Source organism: Streptomyces sp. CNX435, from assembly GCF_059570575.1.
Window position 1 is genome coordinate 59,410 of record NZ_JCANTA010000021.1, and the last position, 22,274, is coordinate 81,683.

The 22,274-nt window shown below is 73.1% G+C and carries 20 protein-coding genes; 15 read left to right on the forward strand and 5 right to left on the reverse strand.

The genetic code is table 11. The features are described 5' to 3' along the window. The first annotated feature begins 18 nt into the window (after window positions 1–18). The 10 genes from T328_RS27810 to T328_RS27855 all read left to right on the forward strand — a co-directional run bounded on the left by T328_RS27810 (window position 19) and on the right by T328_RS27855 (window position 12,543). Window positions 19–915, forward strand: a complete 897-nt coding sequence (locus T328_RS27810; protein WP_496499015.1) for a dihydrodipicolinate synthase family protein — start codon at window positions 19–21, stop codon at window positions 913–915. Next, window positions 912–2,651: an L-arabinonate dehydratase gene (araD, locus tag T328_RS27815; RefSeq protein WP_496498939.1), complete on the forward strand. Its 1,740-nt coding sequence runs from the start codon at window positions 912–914 to the stop codon at window positions 2,649–2,651. Before T328_RS27810 ends, araD begins: the two co-directional genes overlap by 4 nt. A gap of 110 nt (window positions 2,652–2,761) precedes the next feature. Next, window positions 2,762–3,712 (forward strand): carbohydrate ABC transporter permease, encoded by a 951-nt coding sequence (locus T328_RS27820; protein ID WP_496498940.1) that lies wholly within the window; start codon window positions 2,762–2,764, stop codon window positions 3,710–3,712. Beyond that, window positions 3,709–4,614, forward strand: coding sequence for a carbohydrate ABC transporter permease (locus T328_RS27825; RefSeq protein WP_496498941.1), 906 nt, complete (start codon window positions 3,709–3,711; stop codon window positions 4,612–4,614). The genes T328_RS27820 and T328_RS27825 overlap by 4 nt, the downstream gene beginning before the upstream one ends. Then, window positions 4,611–5,801, forward strand: a complete 1,191-nt coding sequence (locus T328_RS27830; protein ID WP_496498942.1) for a Gfo/Idh/MocA family protein — start codon at window positions 4,611–4,613, stop codon at window positions 5,799–5,801. The genes T328_RS27825 and T328_RS27830 overlap by 4 nt, the downstream gene beginning before the upstream one ends. Then, window positions 5,798–6,670 (forward strand): DUF6807 domain-containing protein, encoded by an 873-nt coding sequence (locus T328_RS27835; RefSeq protein WP_496498943.1) that lies wholly within the window; start codon window positions 5,798–5,800, stop codon window positions 6,668–6,670. The genes T328_RS27830 and T328_RS27835 overlap by 4 nt, the downstream gene beginning before the upstream one ends. After that, on the forward strand, window positions 6,670–8,313 hold the full coding sequence (locus T328_RS27840; protein ID WP_496498944.1) for a glycoside hydrolase family 43 protein: 1,644 nt from the start codon (window positions 6,670–6,672) through the stop codon (window positions 8,311–8,313). The genes T328_RS27835 and T328_RS27840 overlap by 1 nt, the downstream gene beginning before the upstream one ends. Then, complete coding sequence (locus T328_RS27845; RefSeq protein WP_496498945.1) at window positions 8,310–9,635, forward strand: ABC transporter substrate-binding protein; 1,326 nt, start codon at window positions 8,310–8,312, stop codon at window positions 9,633–9,635. Before T328_RS27840 ends, T328_RS27845 begins: the two co-directional genes overlap by 4 nt. 155 nt (window positions 9,636–9,790) lie before the next feature. Beyond that, window positions 9,791–11,002, forward strand: a complete 1,212-nt coding sequence (locus T328_RS27850; protein ID WP_496499016.1) for a dienelactone hydrolase family protein — start codon at window positions 9,791–9,793, stop codon at window positions 11,000–11,002. Window positions 11,003–11,094: 92 nt separating this feature from the next. Beyond that, entirely contained in the window at window positions 11,095–12,543 is a 1,449-nt protein-coding gene (locus T328_RS27855) for an NCS2 family permease (RefSeq protein ID WP_496498946.1), read from the forward strand. 96 nt (window positions 12,544–12,639) lie between these two features. Here T328_RS27855 and T328_RS27860 read toward each other — a convergent pair whose 3' ends face one another. Continuing rightward, on the reverse strand, window positions 12,640–13,413 hold the full coding sequence (locus T328_RS27860) for an IclR family transcriptional regulator (protein ID WP_496498947.1): 774 nt from the start codon (window positions 13,411–13,413) through the stop codon (window positions 12,640–12,642). A 112-nt stretch (window positions 13,414–13,525) separates the two neighbouring features. On the opposite strand from T328_RS27860, the gene T328_RS27865 reads away from it, so the two are divergent. The 4 genes from T328_RS27865 to T328_RS27880 all read left to right on the forward strand — a co-directional run bounded on the left by T328_RS27865 (window position 13,526) and on the right by T328_RS27880 (window position 17,322). Continuing rightward, entirely contained in the window at window positions 13,526–15,088 is a 1,563-nt protein-coding gene (locus tag T328_RS27865) for an aldehyde dehydrogenase (NADP(+)) (RefSeq protein WP_496498948.1), read from the forward strand. A 58-nt stretch (window positions 15,089–15,146) separates the two neighbouring features. Beyond that, the gene (locus T328_RS27870; RefSeq protein ID WP_496498949.1) at window positions 15,147–15,761 is read left to right on the forward strand and encodes a hypothetical protein; all 615 of its coding nucleotides are present in this window, start codon (window positions 15,147–15,149) and stop codon (window positions 15,759–15,761) included. Window positions 15,762–15,851: 90 nt separating this feature from the next. Then, window positions 15,852–16,568 carry a histidine phosphatase family protein gene (locus tag T328_RS27875; protein WP_496499017.1) on the forward strand — a complete coding sequence of 239 codons (717 nt, stop codon included), beginning with the start codon at window positions 15,852–15,854 and terminating at the stop codon, window positions 16,566–16,568. 49 nt (window positions 16,569–16,617) lie between these two features. Next, on the forward strand, window positions 16,618–17,322 hold the full coding sequence (locus tag T328_RS27880; protein WP_496498950.1) for a DsbA family oxidoreductase: 705 nt from the start codon (window positions 16,618–16,620) through the stop codon (window positions 17,320–17,322). Window positions 17,323–17,469: 147 nt separating this feature from the next. Here T328_RS27880 and thpD read toward each other — a convergent pair whose 3' ends face one another. The 4 genes from thpD to ectA all read right to left on the reverse strand — a co-directional run bounded on the left by thpD (window position 17,470) and on the right by ectA (window position 20,767). Beyond that, the gene (gene thpD / locus T328_RS27885) at window positions 17,470–18,363 is read right to left on the reverse strand and encodes an ectoine hydroxylase (protein ID WP_496498951.1); all 894 of its coding nucleotides are present in this window, start codon (window positions 18,361–18,363) and stop codon (window positions 17,470–17,472) included. A gap of 5 nt (window positions 18,364–18,368) precedes the next feature. Continuing rightward, the gene (locus tag T328_RS27890) at window positions 18,369–18,767 is read right to left on the reverse strand and encodes an ectoine synthase (protein WP_496498952.1); all 399 of its coding nucleotides are present in this window, start codon (window positions 18,765–18,767) and stop codon (window positions 18,369–18,371) included. 111 nt (window positions 18,768–18,878) lie between these two features. Then, on the reverse strand, window positions 18,879–20,147 hold the full coding sequence (gene ectB / locus T328_RS27895) for a diaminobutyrate--2-oxoglutarate transaminase (protein ID WP_496498953.1): 1,269 nt from the start codon (window positions 20,145–20,147) through the stop codon (window positions 18,879–18,881). A 65-nt stretch (window positions 20,148–20,212) separates the two neighbouring features. Continuing rightward, window positions 20,213–20,767 (reverse strand): diaminobutyrate acetyltransferase, encoded by a 555-nt coding sequence (gene ectA / locus T328_RS27900; RefSeq protein WP_496498954.1) that lies wholly within the window; start codon window positions 20,765–20,767, stop codon window positions 20,213–20,215. 408 nt (window positions 20,768–21,175) lie between these two features. Between ectA and T328_RS27905 the strand changes: the two genes are divergently transcribed. Continuing rightward, entirely contained in the window at window positions 21,176–22,267 is a 1,092-nt protein-coding gene (locus T328_RS27905) for an amidohydrolase family protein (RefSeq protein WP_496498955.1), read from the forward strand. Window positions 22,268–22,274 lie beyond the last annotated feature (7 nt).

Sequence of the window (22,274 nt, forward strand, 5' to 3'; positions counted from 1 at the left end):
GACAGGAAGGCCGGCCCCATGGACCACCTCAGGCCCGCGCTCGCCGAGGCCGTCGCCATCCCCGTCACGCCCTTCGACGCCGCCGGCGCCGTCGACGAGGACACGTACCGCGCGCTGCTGCGCCGCCTCCTCGACGGCGGCGTACGGACCGTCACCCCCAACGGCAACACCGGCGAGTACTACTCCCTCGACCCCGGCGAACGCCGCCGCGTCACCGAGCTGACCGTCGCCGAGGTCGGCGGCGAGGCGACCGTCATCGTCGGCGTCGGCCACGACCTGCCCACCGCCGTCGACGCCGCCCGGCACGCCCGGGACGCGGGCGCCGAGATGGTGATGGTGCACCAGCCGGTGCACCCGTACGTCTCGCAGAGCGGCTGGGTCGACTACCACCGTGCGGTCGCCGAGGCCGTCCCCGGGCTCGGCGTCGTGCCGTACATCCGCAGCGACCGGCTCGACGGCGCCCGGCTGGCCCGGCTCGGCGAGTTGTGCCCCAACGTCGTCGGCGTCAAGTACTCCGTCCCCGACGCGGCCCGCTTCGCCGCCTTCGCGCGCGACGCCGGCCGCGAGCGGTTCGTCTGGGTCGCCGGGCTCGCCGAGCTGTACGCGCCCGCCTACTGGGCCTGCGGCGCCACCGGCTTCACCTCTGGCCTGGTCAACGTCGCCCCCAAGGTCTCGCTCGCGATGCTGGAGGCGCTGCGCGCCGCCGACTACCCCGCGGCCATGCGGGTCTGGGAGCAGATCCGCCCCTTCGAGGAGCTGCGCGCCGCCGACGCCTCCGCCGACAACGTCTCCGTCGTCAAGGAGGCCCTGGCCGCCCTCGGCCTCGCCCGCCGCGACGTGCGCCCACCGGGGCGGCTGCTGCCGGAGCCGGTGCGCGAGCGGGTGGCGCGGCTGGTCGGGGGGTGGGGCATATGAGCGGCGAAGCACCCCGGCAGGCACACGAGTTGCGCAGCCACCGCTGGTACGGGGACGGGGTCGCCGCCGGACTGCGCTCCTTCAGCCACCGCGCCCGCACCCGGCAGCTCGGCTACCTGCCCGAGGAACACCTCGGCAAGCCGGTTGTCGCGATCCTCAACACCTGGTCCGACATCAACCCCTGCCACTCCCACCTCCGCGAGCGCGCCCAGGCCGTCAAGCGCGGCGTGTGGCAGGCCGGCGGCTTCCCGCTGGAGTTCCCCGTCGCCACGCTGTCGGAGACCTTCCAGAAGCCCACGCCCATGCTCTACCGCAACCTCCTCGCCATGGAGACCGAGGAACTGCTGCGCTCGTACCCCGTCGACGGTGCGGTGCTCATGGGCGGCTGCGACAAGACCACCCCCGCGCTGCTCATGGGCGCCGCCAGCGCCGGCCTGCCGGCACTCTTCGTACCGTCGGGGCCGATGCTGCCCGGCCGCTGGCGCGGCGAAGTCCTCGGCTCCGGCACGGACATGTGGAAGTACTGGGACGACCACCGCGCCGGGCTCATCGGCGACTGCGAGCTGGCCGAGTTGGAGTGCGGGCTCGCCCGCTCGCCCGGCCACTGCATGACCATGGGCACCGCCTCCACCATGACCGCCGCCGCCGAGGCGCTCGGCATGACCCTGCCCGGCGCCTCCTCGATCCCCGCGGTCGACTCCGGGCACGAGCGGATGGCCGCCGCGGCCGGCGCGCGGATCGTCGGGATGGTGTGGGAGGACCTGACGCCTGCGCGGATCCTTACGCGCGAGGCGTACGAGGACGCCGTCGCCACCGTCCTCGCCCTCGGCGGCTCCACCAACGCCGTCATCCACCTCATCGCCATGGCCGGCCGCTCCCGCGTCGACCTGAACTCCGCCGACTTCGACCGGATCGCGCGCACCGTGCCGGTGCTCGCCGACGTGCGCCCCGGCGGCCGGTTCCTGATGCAGGACTTCCACTTCGCCGGCGGGCTGCCCGCGCTGCTGTCCCGCCTCGCCGACGTGCTGCACCTGGACCGCCCCACCGTCGCCGGCACGCTGCGCGAGCAGCTGGCCGGCGTCCGGGTGCACGACGCGGAGGTGATCAGGCCCCGCGACAACCCCGTCGCCGCCGAGGGCGGCGTGGCCGTCCTGCGCGGCAACCTCTGCCCGGACGGCGCCGTCATCAAGCACGTCGCCGCCGAGCCCGGGCTGCTCGCGCACACCGGCCCCGCCGCCGTCTTCGACGACTACCGCGAGCTGCAGCGCACCATCGACGACCCCGCGCTCGCGCTCACCGCCGACCACGTGCTGGTGCTGCGCAACGCGGGCCCGCTGGGCGGCCCCGGCATGCCCGAGTACGGCATGCTGCCGATCCCCGCGTACCTGCTCAAGCAGGGCGTACGCGACATGGTGCGGATCTCCGACGCCCGGATGAGCGGCACGAGTTACGGCGCCTGCGTGCTGCACGTCGCCCCCGAGTCATACGTCGGCGGGCCGCTGGCGCTCGTCGAGAACGGCGACCTCATCACCCTCGACGTCGCCGCCCGCACCCTGCGGCTGGAGGTCGACGACGCGGAGCTGGCCCGCCGCCGTGCCGCCTGGACGCCGCCGCCCCCGCGCTACGAGCGCGGCTACGGCGCCCTGTACGCCGAGCAGATCACGCAGGCCGACACCGGCTGCGACTTCGCCTTCCTGGCCCGTACGGGCCAGGTGCCCGAGCCCTACGCGGGCTGACCGCCCGGGCCCGGCAGCCCCGCCCCGCCCACCTGCACGACCTTGTCCGACCTTGTCCGACCCACCGAATGACGTACGCAAAGCGCTTCGAGGCACCGATAGGAGCAGACATGGCCCAAGCCGTGGCGCGGCCGCCCGCAAAGGCCCGGCGGCGCGCGGAGAGCCGCCGCGGGGGAAGCCGCCGCGGCGGGTCCCGGCGCCTTCCGTATCTGCTGATCGCCCCCGCCGGGCTGCTGATGCTGGGCTTCATCGCGTACCCGATGCTCACCGTCTTCTACTACAGCCTGCAGCACTACAACGTCACCAAGCCCTGGCGGAACGGCTTCGCCGGCCTGGAGAACTTCACCACGCTGTTCACCGACGACCCGCTGTTCTGGGACTCCCTGGCCTTCAGCGCCCAGTGGGTCGTCGTCGAGGTCGGGCTGCAGCTCGCGTTCGGCCTCGCCCTCGCCCTGATCGTCAACCAGACGTTCCTGGGCCGGGCGTTCGCCCGGGCGCTGGTGTTCTCCCCGTGGGCCGTCTCCGGGGTGCTCACCACCACGATCTGGATGCTGCTGTACAACCCGTCCACCGGCGTCAGCCGCTACCTCGCCGACGCCGGCATCGGCGAGTACGGCACGTCCGTCCTCTCCGACACCGGCACCGTCTTCTGGGCCGCCGTGCTGGCCGAACTCTGGCGCGGCGTGCCCTTCTTCGCCATCCTCATCCTCGCCGACCTGCAGTCCGTCCCCAAGGACCTGTACGAGGCCAGCGCGGTCGACGGCGCCGGCCGGCTGCGGCAGTTCTTCCACATCACGCTGCCGCACCTGCGCGACGCGATCATCCTGTCGACGCTGCTGCGCGCGGTCTGGGAGTTCAACAACGTCGACCTGCTCTACACCCTCACGGGCGGCGGCCCCGCGGGCGAGACGACCACACTCCCGCTCTACGTCGCCAACACCGGCATCCACGGCCACGACTTCGGCTACGCCTCGGCCCTGACCACCGTCGCGTTCGTGATCCTCCTCTTCTTCTCGATCGTCTACCTGCGCCTGAGCAAGTTCGGAGGCGACAACCGATGACCACCGCTCCGACCGCGCTCGCCGCGCCCCCGCACTCCCGGGACGACACCCCGGCCCCGCCGGCCCGCCGCCGCGGGCGCCGGCCGCGGGCGTACGACGACGTGCCGCGCTGGCAGATCTGGCTCCCGCTCGGGCTCTACCTGCTGTTCACGCTCATCCCGTTCTACTGGATGCTGCTCTTCGCGGTACGCCCCGCCGGCTCCACCTCGCTGGTGCCGTGGCCGATGACGTTCGAGCACTTCGAGAAGGTGTGGACGGAGCGCAGCTTCGCCACCTTCTTCCAGAACAGCATGCTCGTCGGCATCGCCACGCTGCTGATGACGACCGGCGTCGCGCTCGCCGGCGGCTACGCGCTCGCCCGCTTCAACTTCCGGATCAAGAAGGTCTTCCTGCTCGGGCTGCTGTGCTCGCAGTTCATCCCCGGCGCGCTGATGCTGGTCCCGCTCTTCGAGATCTTCCGCAACCTGCAGATGATCAACTCGCTGGGCAGCGTCATCATCGCCGAGACGGTCTTCCAGCTGCCGCTGTCGCTGATCCTCATCAGCACCTTCATCAAGAACGTGCCGTACTCGCTGGAGGAGGCCGCCTGGGTCGACGGCTGCGGGCGCTTCCGGGCGTTCTGCGCGGTGGTGCTGCCGCTGCTGCGGCCCGGGCTGATCGCCGTCGGCTCCTTCGCGTTCGTGCACAGCTGGAACCACTTCCTCTTCGCCCTGATGTTCCTCAGCGAGCAGGACAAGCAGACGATCCCCGTCGGTCTCAACACGCTCATCGGCGCCGACAGCGTCGACCTGGGGGCACTGGCGGCGGGCGGGGTGATCGCGGCCGTGCCGGTGGTGATCGTCTTCGCGTTCATCCAGCGGTGGCTGATCACCGGCTTCAGCGCGGGGGCGGTGAAGGGATGAGCCTCCGCAACGGATCCGGTACGCCCCTGACCCCGCCCGTGCCCGTCGTGCTGGCCGGTGCCCGCGGGCACGGCCGCCGGCACCTGGAGAACATCCGCAGGCTGCAGCGGGCGGGCCTGGTCGAACTGGCCGGTGTCTGCGAGACCCGGCCGCTGACCGCCGCGGAGTTCGCCGGCGAACCGGTCGACCAGGACGCCGACTTCGCCGCGCTGCTGGAGCGTACGGGCGCCCGGCTGGCCGTCGTCTCCACGCCGATCCCGACCCACGCCGACTTCGCCGTGGTCGCCGCCGCGTACGGCGTGCACCTGCTGCTGGAGAAGCCGCCGGCGCCGTCGTTCGCGCTGTACGAGCGCATCGAGGCCGCCTGCCGCTCCGCCGGCGTCGCCTGCCAGATCGGCTTCCAGTCGCTCGGCTCGCATGCCCTGCCCGCCATCCGCACGCTGGTCGCCGAGGGCGCCGTCGGCGCGGTGCGGGGCATCGGCGCCGCCGGCGCGTGGGTGCGCGACGAGGCGTACTTCCGCCGCGCCCCCTGGACCGGGCGGCGCCGCCTCGACGGCGTCGACGTCGTCGACGGCGTGCTCACGAACCCGCTCGCGCACGCCGTCGCCACCGCGCTCGCCGTCGACGGCACGGTACGGGCCGGCGACGTCACCGGCATCGAGCTGGAGCTGTACCGCGCGCACGACATCGAGGCGGACGACACCTCCGCCGTCCGGCTGACCACCGCCCGCGGCACCGAGATCGTCGCGGCCGTCACGCTCTGCGCCGAGCGCGCGGCCGAGCCGTACGTGATGGTGCACGGCGCCACCGGCCGGATCACGTTCTGGTACAAGGAGGACCGCGTCCTGCTGCAGCGTGCCGGGCACGGCCCGGAGGAGATCACGTACCGCAGGACCGACCTCCTCGGCAACCTCGTCGACCACCTCCGCGGCGGCACACCGCTGCTCGTGCCCGTCGCGGACGGCGGTGCGTTCATGCGGGTCGTCGAGGCCGTACGCACCGCCCCCGACCCCGTGCCGCTGCCCGCCGCCGCCTGGCGCGCCGCGCCGGCCGCCGCCGGGCCGCCGGCCGTCCGCCGCGTGGTGCCCGGCGTCGACGCGCTCGTCGCCGACGGCGCGGAGCGGCTGGCCCTCTACTCCGAACTCGGCGCCCCCTGGGCCGCCGGCAGCGAGGTGAGCCACGTATGACAACCCGCAACCGACAGCCCAGCCACAACGGCACCGACGCCGCCACCCTGCTGAGCTGCGCCGGCCGTCGCGTCGGTCGCTACGTACACCGCCCGCACCTCGCCCGCCGGCTGTCCCCCCGCCCGTACCTCCACCCGCTCACCACGCTGGCCGGGGTGCCGGTCACCGAGCTGATGCCCGGCGACCATCCGCACCACCTCGGCGTCAGCATCGCCGTCCCGGACGTCGCGGGCGGCAACTTCTGGGGCGGGCGCACCTTCGTCCGCGGCCGGGGCCCCGTCGAGCTGGACAACCACGGCGAGCAGCGGCACGCCGGCTGGCTGCTGCGCGACCCGGACGGCTTCGTCGAGGAGCTGAGCTGGTACGCGGACGGCGCCGAGGTGCTGCGCGAGCGCCGCGCCGTCGCCGTCGCCCCCGCGGGTGACGCGGCGTGGGCGCTGGGCGTGTCGTTCGCGCTGACCAACGTCTCCGGCGCGCCGGTCTCGTTCGGCAGCCCGGCCACCAACGGCCGCCCCGGCGCGGGCTACGGCGGCTACTTCTGGCGGGCGCCGCGCGGGGAGCGCCCGCCAGAAGTGTTCACCGCGGCGGCCGAGGGCGAGGAGGCGGTGCACGGGCGGCCCGCGGGCTGGCTGGCGCTGGCGTCGGACGACTGGACGCTGGTCTTCGCCGGCGCCACCGAGGTCACGCGCCGCGACCCCTGGTTCGTACGCGTCCAGGACTACCCCGGAGTCGGGTCCGCGCTGGCCTGGTCCGAGCGGGTGCCGCTGGCACCGGGGGAGAGCCTGACGCGCCGGGTCGTCACGGCGGTGGCCGACGGCCGGCTGGACCGCGGCGCCGCCGCGGCGCTGGCGCGCAAGGCGGTGGCGTGATGGACGGCGGCGTGAAGGGCGGTGGCGTGCGGGGCGGTGCCCCGTGGGTCCCCGACCGGGGCGACGGCACGTACCGCAACCCGGTCCTCAACGCCGACTACTCCGACCCCGACGCCGTCCGCGTCGGTGCCGACCACTACCTCACCGCCTCCAGCTTTGGCCGCGTCCCCGGCCTGCCCCTGCTGCACTCCCGCGACCTCGTCAACTGGACCCTCCTCGGCCACGCCCTGGACCGCCTCGAACCCGCCGAGGCGTTCGCCGCACCCCGTCATGACTGCGGCGTCTGGGCCCCCGCGCTGCCCCACCACGCGGGCCGCTTCTGGATCTTCTGGGGCGACCCCGACCACGGCATCCAGCAGGTCAACGCGCCCGACATCCGCGGCCCGTGGACCCGGCCGCACCTCCTCAAGGCCGGCAAGGGGCTCATCGACCCGTGCCCGCTGTGGGACGAGGAGACCGGCGAGGCGTACCTCGTGCACGCCTGGGCCAAGTCCCGCTCCGGGGTCAAGAACCGCCTCACCGGCCACCGCATGAGCCCCGACGGCCGCGAGCTGCTCGACCCCGGCGCGGTCATCGTCGACGGCGACCGGCTGCCCGGCTGGTTCACCCTCGAAGGACCCAAGCTGTACCGCCGCGACGGCTGGTTCTGGATCTTCGCCCCGGCCGGCGGAGTGGCCACCGGCTGGCAGGGCGCCTTCCGCTCGCGCGCCTTCCACGGCCCGTACGAGGAGCGCGTCGTCCTCGCACAGGGCACCACCGACGTCAACGGACCGCACCAGGGCGCCTGGGTGACCACGGCCGCGGGCGAGGACTACTTCCTGCACTTCCAGCAACGCGGCGCGTACGGGCGGGTGGTGCACCTGCAGCCGATGCGCTGGGACGACGACGGCTGGCCGGTGATCGGCCGGGACGGCGAGCCGGTCGCCACGGCCCGCAAACCCGCGACGCCTCCCGCGGCCCCGCAGCCCGCTGCGCAGCCGACTGCGGGGGCGACTGCGGGCCCGACGGCAGTCCCGGCCGCGGACGACGACTTCCCCGGCGGTGCCTTCGGCCCCCAGTGGCAGTGGACCGCCAACCCCCGCCCCGGCTGGGCCGCCACCCACGACGGCGCGGGGCTCCGGCTGGCCTGCGTACGCACCGCCGACGCCCACGACCTGCGGCTGCTGCCGAACGTACTCACGCAGCGGCTGCCCGGTGCGCCCTGCGCGGTGACCGTGGAACTGACGCTGGAGAGCGCGGCCGAAGGCGCGCGGGCCGGACTGGCCGTGCTGGGCGACGCGTTCGCCTGGATCGGCCTGGAGCGCGGGCCGGACGGCGTCCGGCTCGTGCACCGCTTCGCGGAGGACGTGGCCGAGCGGGAGCGGGACGCCGCCCACCCGCGCCCGGCGCCGGCCGGCCGCGCCCTCCTCCACATCGACGCCCGGCCCGGCGCCCGCTGCCAGTTCGCCGCCGACACCGGCGACGGCCCGCGGGAGTCGGGGCCGGTCTTCGCGGCCACGCCGTGGCGCTGGGTCGGCGCCCTGCTCGGCCTCTTCGCCACGGCCCCGCGGCCCGGCGCGGACGCCGCCGGGACGGCGCACTTCGACCGGTTCCGCATCACGAACGACCCGCTGATTCCTCTTCCGAAAAGAGCCGACACATGACCATGACCACACCGTTCAGAGCGGCCGCCGCCGTCTGCCTGGCGACCGCGCTCACCCTCACCGCGTCCGCCTGCGGCGACGACGGCACCAGCGGCGGCGGCAGCGAGGGGGAGGGCTCCGGCTCGATCACCTTCTGGGACAACAACGGCGGTGTGCGCACGCCGGTGTGGAAGGAGATCATCGCGGACTTCGAGAAGGCGCACCCGGACATCGACGTCGAGTACGTGCCGATCCCGATCAACGACGTGCAGTCCAAGTACGACACCGCCATCCAGGGCGGCGGACTGCCGGACGTCGGCGGCGTCAGCACCTCGTACCTCGCCAACATGGTCGCCCAGGGCGCGCTGGAGCCCGTCGGCGACCGGATCGCGGACGGTGCGCTGAAGGGCGTGCTGGCCGAGAGCATGACCGAGAGCGTCGCGGCCGCGGGCGGGCGCGGCGAGGAGATGTACTCCGTACCGACCTCCGCCAACAACGGCACGCTGTGGTACCGCACGGACCTCTTCGAGGACGCCGGGCTCGACGCCCCGACCACCTGGGACGCCTTCTACGACGCGGCGGAGAAGCTGACCGACAAGGAGAACAACGCCTTCGGCTACACCATCCGCGGCGGCGAGGGCTCCCTCGCCCAGGCGCTGGACGTGATGTACGGGCAGTCCGGTATCACCGAGTTCTGGAAGGGCGGCGAGACGACGGTCAACGCGCCGGAGAACGTCGCGGCGCTGGAGAAGTACGTCGGGCTGTACAAGGACGTCACGCCCGAGGCGGACCTGAACAACGACTTCGTGAAGATGGTCGCGCAGTTCGACAACGGCGACATCGGGATGCTGAGCCACAACCTCGGCTCGTACCAGGACCACGTGAAGGCGCTGGGCGAGGACAAGTTCGCCGGCCTGCCGCAGCCGACCGGGCCGGGCGGGAAGCGGGTGCAGGTCTCCAACCCGGTGGACGGTCTGGGGCTGTTCAAGGCGAGCGACAACAAGGGCGCGGCCTGGAAGTTCATCGAGTTCGCCGCGGCGCACGAGTCGAACAGCAAGTGGAACGAGTCGGCCGGGCAGATCCCCGCCAACACCGAGGCGGCCGAGGACGCCTGGATCAAGGAGTCGGCGCAGGGGAACAGCGCCTTCGAGTCGCTGACGGACGGCAGCACGACCATCGTGCAGCTGCCGTACTACCTGCCCGACTGGAACAACATCAGCAAGACGGACAACGAGCCCGCCTTCCAGAAGGTGCTCCTCGGTGAGATGGACGCGAAGGAGTTCCTGGACCAGCTGGCGGAGCAGCTGAACGAGGCCCAGGCGGAGTGGCAGGACCAGCAGTAGCGCACCGCCGGTTCCTCCCCGACCGGGTCGGCGGCGGTCGCGTACGTCGCGTCGCGCTCCGCCGCCGGCCCTCCGCCTCTTCCCTCCTCCCTGTCCGTACCAGCTCGGTGAAGGAGCCGCACCATGCGTCAACGGACACGGGCGGGGAGGATCCGCTGACGGATCCGGGGGAGCGGGGCCACCGACCGCGCCCAGAGCGGCCCGCTCCGGGCGCGGACGCCGCGCCCGTCCCCGACCCCCTACCCGACCCCGCTCGTGCCGGCGTCGTCGACGGGTGCCTGCCCGCGTTCCACCGGCGGCTCCGGGACGAGCTCACCTTCCCGCTCGCCTGGGGCAGGTCCGGTATCGCCGACTTCGAAGCCTGGCGGCGCGCCGCCCGCGCCACGGTCGAATCCCACCTCCTCGCCCCGGCGGACGACCCCGGCGAGATCCCGTACGACCCGGAGTTCGCCGACCGCGCCCCGGCCGTCCTCGACGGTCGCGCCTACCGCCGCGAGACCGTCACGTTCACCCTCTCCCGCTACGCACGCGTGCGCGCGGTGCTGCTGACGCCGTCCGGCGACGGCCCGTTCCCGGCGGTGCTACTCCTGCACGACCACGGCGCGACGTTCGGCATCGGCAAGGAGAAGGTGGTCGCGCCCTGGTACGACGGCGAGGCGCGGTTGCCGGCAGCGCGCCGGTGGGTGCGGCGGTGCTACGGCGGCCGGTTCGTCGGCGACGAGCTGGCCGCCCGCGGCCACGTCGTCCTCGCCGTCGACGCGCTCGGCTGGGGCGACCGCGGCCCGCTCGCGTACGCCGGACAACAGGCGCTGGCCAGCGCCGTCTTCCACCTCGGCAGCTCCCTCGCGGGCCTCACCGCCCGCGAGGACGTGCGCGCGGCCGGCTTCCTCGCGAGCCTGGCCCGCGTCGACGCGCGGCGGGTCGCGGCCCTCGGCTTCTCCCTCGGCGGCTTCCGCGCCTGGCAGCTGGCCGCGCTCAGCGACGACGTCGCGGCGGCGGCCTGCGTGTGCTGGATGACCGGCGTGCAGGACCTCACGGCCCCGGGTGGCGACGCGCTGCGCGGCCAGTCCGCGTACCACCTGCTGCACCCGGGCCTGGCCCGCCACCTCGACTTCCCCGACGTCGCGAGCATCGCCGCCCCGCGCCCGATGCTGTTCTTCCACGGCGGTCTCGATCCGCACTTCACGCCCGCCGGCGTGCGCGCGGCGTACGGGAGGCTGCGCGCCGTCTGGCGCGCGGCCGGCGCGGGGGACCGGCTCCTTACGCGCATATGGCCGGATCACGGCCACGCCTTCGCGGTGCCGCTGCAGGACGGGGTCTTCCGGTGGCTCGACGCCGTGCTGTACGGCTCCGCCGCTGAGGCGTAACACAAGCTCAACCTGACCGGGCCCCTCAGCAGGCACAATGCCAGCTGCCGTGGCCACGGCAACCGTCCCCCTCCGCCGCTCAGGAGCACCCCGTGTCCGACCACGTCACCGACAAGTCCCCCGCCCCGGCGCCGAGTTCGGCCGCCCTGGAGCGCCTCTTCCGCATCCGCGAACGCGGCTCGACGGTCGGCCGGGAGATACGCGGCGGGCTCGCCACGTTCTTCACGATGGCGTACATCCTCGTGCTCAACCCGATCATCCTCAGCGGCGCCGAGGACAAATACGGCAACCAGCTCGACTTCGGTCAGCTCGTCACCGTCACCGCGCTCGTCGCCGCCGTGATGACCGTGCTCATGGGGCTGACCGCCAACCTGCCGCTGGCCCTCGCCGCCGGGCTCGGCATCAACGCGGTCGTCGCGTACCAGATCGCTCCGCTGATGACCTGGCCCGACGCGATGGGGCTCATCGTGCTGGAGGGCATCGTCGTCTGCCTGCTCGCCGCCACCGGCGTGCGCGAGGCCGTGATGAACGCCATCCCGCAGCCGCTGAAGATGGCGATCAGCGTGGGCATCGGCATGTTCATCGCGCTCATCGGCTTCATCGACGCCGGCTTCGCCACCCGGATCCCGGACGCCGCCAACACCACCGTCCCGCTGCAGCTCGGCGGCGGCGGAACGCTCAGCGGCTGGCCGGTCGTCGTGTTCTGCGCCGGCGTGCTGCTCACCGTGTCCCTGCTCGCGCGGGCCGTGAAGGGCGCGATCCTCATCAGCATCCTGGCGATGACCGTGGTCGCCATCGTCATCAACTCGGTCGCCGACATCGCCGACCAGGCGTGGGGCCTGACCGTCCCCGACTGGCCCGGTGACGTGGTCGAGACGCCGGACTTCGGGCTGCTCGGGGAGTTCAGCTTCTTCGGGGCGTTCGACGAGGTCAGCGCGGTGACCGTGGTGCTGCTCGTCTTCACCCTCTTCCTCACCGACTTCTTCGACACCATGGGCACGGCCGTCGGCGTCACCAGCGAGGCGGGCCTCCTCGACGACCGCGGCCGCGTCCCCCGCCTGGGCCGCCTCCTCTTCGTCGACGGCCTCGCCACCGTCTTCGGCGGCGCCGCCTCCGGCTCCTCCAACACCAGCTACATCGAGTCCGCCGCGGGCGTTGGCGAGGGCGCCCGCACCGGCCTGGCCAACCTCGTCACCGGCGGCCTCTTCGGCCTGGCCCTCCTCTTCACCCCGCTCGCCCTGGTCGTCCCCTCCCAGGCGGCTGCGCCGGCGCTGATCGCGGTGGGCTTCCTGCTGATGACGCAGGTACGCCACGTCGACTGGACCCGCTACGACATCGCCGTCCCGGCCTTCCTGACGATCGCCGTGATGCCCTTCACGTACTCGATCACCAACGGCCTGGGCGCGGGCTTCATCGCGTACGTGGTCCTCCAGGCGGTCATGGGCCGCGCCCGGCAGGTGCACCCGCTGATGTGGGCCGCGTCGGCGCTGTTCGCGGTCTACTTCGCGATCGAGCCGGTCGAGAACCTGCTCGGGGTGTAGGACATGCCCCGACCCGTGGTCGCCCGCGCCGACGACCCGCCTCCGCCGCGCGGGGGAGGCGGGCCCGTACCGTGCGTACGTCCCGGCGCCCCGCGCTCAGAGGTGGCGCGTCGCCAGCGTGAGGCGGTCGCGGGCGTCGAGCAGCGCGTCCCGGATCCCCTGCTCGTGCGCCGGCGTCAGCCGCGCCACCGGCACCGAGCAGCTGATCGCGTCCCGCGCCGGCGTCCGGTAGGGGATCGCGACCCCCAGGCAGCGCAGCCCCAGCGTCGACTCCTCCCGGTCCAGGGCGTACCCGCGCTCGCGCACCCCGTGCAGCTCCTCGATCAGCCGCTCCCGGTCCGTGACCGTGTGCTCGGTCATCGGCGCCAGCGATTCCGGCAGCAGCTTGCGGATCTCCTCGTCGGAGTGCGTCGCGAGCAGCGCCTTGCCCAGCGCCGTCGCGTGCGCCGGGAGCCGGCGGCCGACGCGGGTGAACGGCCGCAGGTAGTGCTGCGACTGGCGGGTGGCGAGATAGACGATGTTCACGCCGTCCAGCCGCGCCAGGTGGATGGTCTCCGTGGTGTCGTCCGCGAGCCGGTCGAGGGTGGGGCGGGCGGCGGCGACGACCTCGTCGCCGTCGATGTACGACGTGCCGACGAGCAGCGCCCGCACCCCGATCCCGTACCGCGTGCCGGTCGCGTCCGTCTCCACCCAGCCCAGCTCGGTGAGCGTGCGGAGGAGCATATAAAGGCTGGACTTGGGGTAGCCGACGGCTTGCTGGACGTCGCCGAGGCTGTGCATTCCGGGCCTGGCCGCGAAATACTCAAGCAGTTCCACGGTGCGGACGGCAGACTTGACCTGTCCGCCTCCACCGGCGTCGGCGACCCCCATGGCGCTTGACCCTCCGCTTGAGCAGCTGTAAAAGTCCAAAGAGCAAAGAGATTCATGTATAGAGACGGCGTTCAGGATACCGAACCACCGGTATCGTCGGTCACCGTCCGCCATGTGTGCAAGAGGAACGGAGAGATCTCAGTTGTCCGCACCAGTCTGGAGCGTCGATCCCCGCACCGGTAACCGCCGGGAGCAGGTCGCCACCGAGGCGACCGCCGAGGAGATCGACAAGACCGTACGCGCCGCGCACGCCGCCGCCCCGGCGCTCGTCGAACGCGCGCAGCGCGCCCGGTTCCTGCGGGCCGCGGCCGACCTCTTCGACCAGCACGTCGACAAGGTCGTCGAGTGCGCCGACGCCGAGACCGCCCTCGGCCCCGGCCGGCTCAGCGGCGAACTCACCCGCACGACCTACCAGTTGCGCGCCTTCGCCGACATCGCCGAGGCCGGTGACTTCCTCGACGTGCGCATCGACCACGCCGACGCCTCCCTCGCCCCGCCGCGGCCCGACCTGCGCCGCTGGAAGGTGCCGCTCGGCGTCGTCGCCGTCTACTCCGCCTCGAACTTCCCGCTCGCCTTCTCCGTCCCCGGCGGCGACACCGCCAGCGCGCTCGCCGCCGGCTGCCCCGTCGTGGTCAAGGCGCACCCCGACCACCCCGGCACCTCCGAGCTGTGCGCGGCGCTGCTGCACCGCGCGGCGGGGGAGGCGGGGGTGCCGCAGGAGGTGGTCTCCGTCGTGCACGGCTTCGACGCGGGCGTCGAGCTGGTGCGCCATCCGGTCGTCGCCGCCGCCGGGTTCACCGGTTCGATCCGCGGCGGGCGGGCCCTGTTCGACGCCGCGGCGGCCCGCCCTCAGCCCATCCCGTTCCACGGTGAGCTGGGCAGCCTCAACCCCGTCGTCGTCAGCGAGGCGGCTGCCGCGGAGCGGGCCGAGGAGATCGGCGCGGGGCTCGGCGGGTCGATGACGCTGGGCGTCGGCCAGTTCTGCACGAAGCCGGGGCTGGTGCTGGTGCCGGCGGGCGAGGACGGGGACCGGCTCGTCACGTCGCTCACGGCGGCGGTCAGCGACACCGAGCCGGGCGTGATGCTCGACCCGCGGATGCGGGCGGCGTTCGTCGCCGGCGTACGGGAGCGGGCCGAGCTGGCCGGCGTGCAGAGCCCGGTGACGCCGGGCGCGAACGGGGAGCACACCGTCAGCGGCGGCTTCCTCACCGTCGACGCCGATCGCCTCGCCGGCGGCGGGGTGTACGACCTGCTGGTCGAGGAGTGCTTCGGGCCCGTGACCGTCATCGTGCGGTACGGGGACGTCGCGGAGGTCTCCGCGGTGCTGGCCCGGATACCGGGGAACCTCACGGCGACCGCGCACCTGGGCGCGGCGGAGGCGGGGGAGACCGGGGACGCCGGCGCGGCGCGGCTGCTGGCCGAACTGACGCCGCTCGCCGGGCGGATCCTCGTCGACGGCTGGCCCACGGGCGTCGCGGTCGCCCCCGCTCAGCACCACGGCGGCCCGTACCCGGCGACGACGTCGACCTCGACGTCCGTCGGCGGCACGGCGATCGAGCGCTGGCTGCGCCCGGTGACGTACCAGAACGCCCCCCAGGCGCTGCTGCCCGCCGAGCTGCGCGACGCCAACCCGACGGGCGTGCCCCGCACGGTGAACGGCACCCGGGAGAGCTGACGTACGGGGCGGGTGCGGGCGGCGGTTCGAACGCCGCCCGCACGCGTAGCCCGTACGGGTGGCCGGCCCCCGCGACCCCCTGCAGCGCCGCGTCGGCACGGCGCTGACCGTGCCGCGGCACACGCAGGGGCTCTTCGCGGGCGCGGGGCGGGAGGAGGAGCAGGCCGACGCGGACGAGCACCGCCACGGTGGGCCCTGTCTCGCGCCGCGCGCGGTCCGCGCGGCCCTCGGCCACATCCGCGCGGCCGATCTCCGCCCGCACTACGTCCAGCAGTCGAACCTCGCCGAGGACCGCGTCGCGTACCCGGTGCTCGACCGCGTACTCGCCGACTACCGCCGCCTGTTCGCCCCCGCCGCCCCGCTCGTGCACTCGCGCCCGCGCGCGATCGCCCGCAACCTGCTGCGCCGCGCCGGATGGGCGGAGGCGGTACGGAACGGGGACGTCACCGCGTACCGCGTCGGCCGTACGGTCACGGTGCGGGCGCCGGTCGGCGTCGAGGTGCCCGTCACCGCGCCGGCCGGGACGCGGGCAGCGGTTCGCCCGCGGCGGCGCGGAGTTCGGCGGCGCGTACGCCGGCCGGGCCGCCGGTTGGACGCACACCGACCCGCACCGCGGGGCGGTCGTCCCGGCGCCGGGCTTCCGTTGCGCCGTCGTGTCCGGTTGACGTGGTGACGGTACCGTCGCCTGCGGGGCGGAGCCGTACGATCTCCGTCGGCTGAGTGATGGAAGGGGCAGGTGAGACGGCTGGTGACGGTCCGGGTGATGCTCGTCACGCCGGCGAGCAACGCCGAGCTGCGGCACGCGGTGTTCGGCGCGGACGAGCCGCTGGACGCGGCGGGTCGGCGTGCGGCGGAGCGCGCGGGCGCACGCGCGGCGGTGTCGCTCCGTACGCACGCGCCCGCGTACGCCGCGCCGTCGGTCCGCTGCCGGCAGACGGCCGACGCGCTGGGGCTCGCGGCCGAGCCGGAGGCGGAGCTGGCGGACTGGGACGTCGGCCGCTGGCGCGGGCGGGGGCTGGAGGAGCTGGCGGCGGAGGAGGGCGAGGCGGTACGGGGCTGGCTGACGGACCCGGCGGCGGCGCCGCACGGTGGGGAGTCGCTGCTGCAGCTGCGGGGGCGGGTGGGCGTGTGGCTCGACGGCCTGACCGGCGCGGCCGACCACGTCGGCGACTTCGGCGACGTCGGCGATGTCGGCCCGGTCGGCGCGCGGGACACGGCCGGCACGGACCGACGTGCGAACGGCGCCGAAAGCCCCCGTGCGGTCCGCCGGGTCGTCGCCGTCGCCGAGGCGGCGGCGGTACGGGCCGCGGTGGTGCACGCGCTCGACCTGCCCTCGGCGGCGTTCTGGCGGCTCGACGTGCCGCCCCTGAGCGGCACCGAGCTGACCGGCCGCGCCGGCCGCTGGCACCTGCGCTGCGGGGTGCCGCTGGCCCCGGACCCCGCCCTGGACATCGCCCCGGACCCCGCCGGTCCCACCTGATCCGGGCCCGGCGGGAATACCGCCCGCCGTCCCGCCCGTTTGGCCGGTCATGCGAGTAGAAATCTGGTCCGACGTCGTCTGCCCCTGGTGCTACATCGGGAAGGCCCGGTTCGAGAAGGGCCTCGCCGCCTTCGCCGGCCGGGACGGCGTGGAGGTCGTACACCGGTCGTTCGAGCTGGCCGCCGGGGCGCCGCGGGAGAGCGGGAAGACCGTCGCCGAGGAGCTGAAGGCCAAGTACGGCGTCGACGACGCGCAGCTGAAGGCCATGGAGGACCGGGTCGGCGCCGCCGCCGCGGCCGAGGGGCTCGGCATGCGCCACGACCGGTTCTCGACCGGCACCTTCGACCTGCACCGCGTGCTGCACCTCGCCAAGGAGCGCGGTCTGCAGGACCGGCTGCTCGACGCGCTGTACGAGGCGAACTTCGCCCAGGCCCGCCCGATCAGCGACGACGACACCATCGTCGACATCGCCACCGGCGCCGGCCTCGACGCCGCCGAGGTGCGCACGGTGCTCGCGGACGGCACCGCCTACGCCGACGCCGTACGCGCCGACGAGAAGGAGGCCGCGGAGCTGGGCGCCACGGGGGTCCCGTTCTTCGTCATCGACCGCCGCTTCGCCGTCTCCGGCGGTCAGCCGGCGCCGGTCTTCACGCAGGCCCTGGAGCAGGCCGCCGCCGCGGGCGGGCTGCAGACCGTCACGGGCGCCGGCGACGACGGCGCCGTCTGCGCGGACGACGCCTGCGACGTTCCGTAGCGGCCGACCGTCGACCGGCCGACCGGCCGACCGGCCGACCGACTGCGACGCACCGCCACACGCCGGAAGCCGAAGCCCCCGGCGAACCGGAGGCTTCGGCTTCCCTGTGGCCTGCGCGTCACGGCCTCGGACGCCGCTGTCCGCGCGTCACGTCACCGGCGTGAAGTCCCGCGCGCCGATGAAATCCGGCCGCCGCACGGGCGCCGCGAACGGCTCCACCGCCGCGTTCTCCACGCTGTTGAAGACGAGGAAGACGTTGCTGCGCGCGTACGGGGTGATGTTGTCGCCCGAGCCGTGCATGCAGTTGCAGTCGAACCAGGTCGCCGAGCCGGCCGCGCCGGTGAACAGCTTGATGCCGTGCGCCTCGGCCATCTCCGTCAGCCCCTCATCCGAGGGGGTGCCGGCGTCCTGCATCTGCAGCGACTTCTTGTAGTTGTCCTTCGGCGTGGCGCCCGCGCAGCCGAGGAACGTCTTGTGCGACCCCGGCATGATCATGAGACCGCCGTTGGTCTCGTAGTTCTCCGTCAGTGCGATCGAGACGGACACGGTCCGCATGTTCGGCAGGCCGTCCTCGGCGTGCCAGGTCTCGAAGTCCGAGTGCCAGTAGAAGCCGTTGGCACCGAACCCGGGCTTGACGTTGATCCGGCTCTGGTGGATGTAGACGTCGGAGCCGAGGATCTGCCGCGCCCGGTCGAGGACGCGCTCGTCCCGCACCAACTTGCCGAAGACGTCGCTGATCTTGTGGATCTCGAAGATGGAGCGTACGGACTGCGTGCTGGCCTCGATGATCGAGCGCTCGTCGGCGCGGATCCGCGGATCTGCGACGAGGCGGTCCAGCTCCGCCCGGTACGTCTCCACCTCCTCCGCGGTGATCAGCTGGTCGACCGTCAGGTAGCCGTTGCGTTCATAGCCCTCCAGCTCCCAGGGCGGGATGGGCCCGTCGGCACCCGGTTCCGACCAGACCACCGGGTCCTGACGGGGCGTCCTCACTTCTTCGGCGCCGCGCGTCGGGTAGAGGTCGGTGATAGTCGGGGTGGCCATGGTTCTCAGTCCTCCTCGATCAGCAGTGGGTACACGCCGTTCTCGTCGTGGTCCTCGCGGCCCGTGACCGGCGGGTTGAAGACGCAGATGCAGCGGAAGTCCTGCTTGATCCGCATCGTGTGCTTCTCGTGCCCGTCCAGCAGGTACATCGTCCCCGGCGTGATGACGTGCTTCTCGCCGGTCTCGTCGTTGGTGAGTTCGGCCTCGCCCTCGACGCAGACGACGGCCTCGACGTGGTTGGCGTACCACATGGAGGTCTCGGTGCCCGCGTAGAGCACGGTCTCGTGGAGGGAGAAGCCGACGCGCTCCTGCGCGAGCACGATGCGCTTGCTCTCCCAGGTCCCCGACGCGGACTTGATGTGCCGGTCGGTGCCCTCAAGCTCGTTGAAGGATCGGACGATCACGTTGCTTCTGTGCCTTTCTCTCCGGTGGTCTGCGGCTCGGTTCGGCGGTCTCCCGGCGGGCCGGCGGATACGAACCCGTACCCGCCGGGACGGGACGGGCGGCCCGGGGCGTCAGGCGGTCTCGCGGACCGCCCGGGCCAGCGTGCGCAGCCCCTCGTCGAGGTCGTCCGGCGTGGTCGTCAGCGCCGGCAGCAGCTTGACCACCTCGCTCTGCGGGCCCGAGGTCTCCAGGATGAGCCCCAGGTCGAAAGCGCGCCCGCAGACGCGGGAGGCGCGGGCCGGGTCGGGGAACTCCAGCCCCCACACCATGCCGCGGCCGCGGTACGTGGCGTCGGCGTCCGCGTGCTCCGCGCAGATCGCGACCAGCGCCTGCTCGATCTGCTCGCCGCGGGCGAGGGTCTGCTTCTCCATCTGGCCGTCGGCCCAGTACGTGTCGAGCGCCGCGGTGGCGGTGACGAACGCCGGGTTGTTGCCGCGGAACGTGCCGTTGTGCTCGCCCGGCTCCCAGATGTCCAGCTCCGGCTTGAAGAGCGCGAGCGACATCGGCAGGCCGTAGCCGCTGATGGACTTCGACAGCGTGACGATGTCCGGCGTGATACCCGCGTCCTCGAAGGAGAAGAAGCCGCCGGTGCGGCCGCAGCCCATCTGGATGTCGTCGACGATGAGCAGCATGTCGCGGCGTTTGCACAGCTCGGCGAGGCCGCGGAGCCACTCGGCGCGGGCCACGTTGATGCCGCCCTCGCCCTGGATGGTCTCGACGATGACGGCGGCGGGCTTGTTGAGCCCGGAGCCCTGGTCCTCCAGCAGCCGCTCGAACCACAGGAAGTCCGGGACCTGGCCGTCGAGGTAGTTGTCGAACGGCATCGGGGTGCCGTGCACCAGCGGGATGCCGGCGCCGGCGCGCTTGAACGCGTTGCCGGTGACGGCGAGCGAGCCGAGCGACATGCCGTGGAAGGCGTTGGTGAACGAGACGATCGCCTCGCGGCCCTTGACCTTGCGGGCCAGCTTCAACGCGGCCTCGACGGCGTTGGTGCCCGTCGGCCCCGGGAACATCACCTTGTACGGCAGGTCGCGGGGGCGCAGGACGACGTCCTGGAAGGTCTCCAGGAACGCGCGCTTGGCGGTGGTGGCCATGTCCAGGCCGTGCACGATGCCGTCGCGCTCCAGGTAGTCGAGGAGTGCGCGCTTGAGCACGGCGTTGTTGTGGCCGTAGTTGAGGGATCCGGCGCCGGCGAAGAAGTCGAGGTAGGTGTGGCCGTCCTCGTCGTACAGATAGCTGCCCTGGGCCCGGTCGAAGACCGCGGGCCAGCCACGGCAGTAGCTGCGCACCTCCGACTCCAGGGTCTCGAAGACGCTCAGGGCGGGCGGTGTGATGGTCACAGCGTTCTCCTGGGAGATGATCCGGTGTGCGGGGGGTAGGAATAGGCGGGCGACAGGCAGGGCGCTCAGCCCGCGAGCGGGCCGATGCGGTACAGCAGCTCGGGCTCGTGTCCGTCCGGGAAGTGCTCCCCGTGGAACAGCACGTCGCGGTCGACGTCGGCGCCGTGGCGGCGCGCGTACGAGCGGAACAGCTGGTCGGAGGCGGAGTTGTCCGGGGTGATGGTCGTTTCGAGGCGCCGTATGCCGCGGTCCTGCAGCGCGCGCTCGGTGAGTCCGTCGAGCAGGGCGCCGGCGAGGCCGCGGCCGCGGAAGGCGGCGTCAACGGCGATCTGCCAGACGACGAGCGTCTCCGGCCGGGCCGGCCGGATGTAGCCGGTGACGAAGCCGACCGGGGCGCCTTCCGTGTCCCGCGCCACGACGGTGGTGTCGGCGAAGTCGCGACACCACAGCAGGTAGCTGTACGACGAGTTGAGGTCCAGCGACCCGGAGTCGCGTGCGATGCGCCAGATTGCGGCGCCGTCCTCGATTCGCGGGGTGTCCAGCCGGACACCCGCCTCGTCTGCAGCCGCGGTGCGGGATTTATCAGGAGGGCCTGCTAGGTCTGCTTGTGCGGCAGTCATGCACATTGAATTTACCTAGCGGAAATTGAAATCGCACGGCCAGCAGGGGTTACAAAAGGGACGTAGGTGTGTTATTCGCGGGCACGCGCGAGCGCGCGAGCCGGACGGGATATGCCCGGTATCTCACGGAATTCCCGGGGGGACGAGGCACCCGGAACGGGAAGGTAACGGATTGATAACGACTCCGGCCGCTGTCCGGATTGAGAAGGTTGACTGGCCGAAAATTTACCTGGTTTACCTGGCCGGGAAGCGGGCAGAAGAAGACGGGAAAATCACTGTCGCCAGGCGAAGATAAACTGCCGTTAAACATCCGTCAATGCCTCACACACCGTGGTCGCCCCTTCGCGTGAAGGTACCTGTGGTACGCCCGGAGATCACCCGGGAACGGCGCTTGGTTAGGGTGCCCCTATGAATGAGGGGCCGGTGCTGCGCGTGAGGGGCCGGGTGCTGACCGGCCGCGACGAGGTCCGGGACGAGCTGTGGGTGGTGGGCGGACGCGTCACCTTCACGCCACCGGCCGCCACGCGCGACGTCGTCGACGTCGACGGCTGGGCGCTGCCCGGGCTCGTCGACGCCCACTGCCACGTCGGGCTCGACACGTACGGCGCCGTGGACGCCGCCACCAGCGAGAAGCAGGCCCTCACCGACCGCGACGCCGGCGCCCTGCTGCTGCGCGACGCGGGCTCCGCCGCCGACACCCGCTGGATCGACGACCGCGACGACCTGCCGCGGATCATCCGCGCCGGCCGTCATATCGCCCGTACCCGCCGGTACATCCGCAACTTCGCCCACGAGATCGAACCGGCCGACCTCGTCGCGTACGTCGCCCGCGAGGCGCGCCGGGGCGACGGCTGGGTCAAGCTCGTCGGCGACTGGATCGACCGCGACGCCGGCGACCTGCGCCCCTGCTGGCCGCGCGAGGCGCTGGCCCCCGCCATTGCCGAGGCCCACCGTCTCGGTGCCCGCGTGACCGCCCACTGCTTCGCCGAGGACTCGCTGCGCGACCTGGTCGAGGCGGGCATCGACTGCATCGAGCACGCCACGGGACTCACCGACCAGACCGTCCCGCTCTTCGCCGAGCGCGGCGTCGCCATCGTGCCCACGCTGGTCAACATCGCGACGTTCCCGCAGCTCGCGGCGGGCGGCCAGGCCAAGTTCCCGCGCTGGGCCGACCACCTGCGCCGGCTGCACACCCGCAGGTACGACACCGTGCGCGCCGCCTACGACGCCGGAATCCCCGTTTACGCGGGCACCGACGCCGGGGGCTCGCTGGCGCACGGGCTGGTCGGGCAGGAGGTGGGCGAGCTGGCCGCCGCCGGGATCCCGGCGGCGGACGCCGTCTCGGCGGCGACCTGGGGCGCGCGGGAGTGGCTGGGCCGGCCGGGGCTGGTGGAGGGCGCGCCGGCGGACCTCGTCGTATACGAGGCGGATCCGCTGGCCGACGTGCGGGTGCTGACGGCGCCGCGGCGGATCGTGCTCCGGGGCCGGATCGTCGGCTGATACCAGA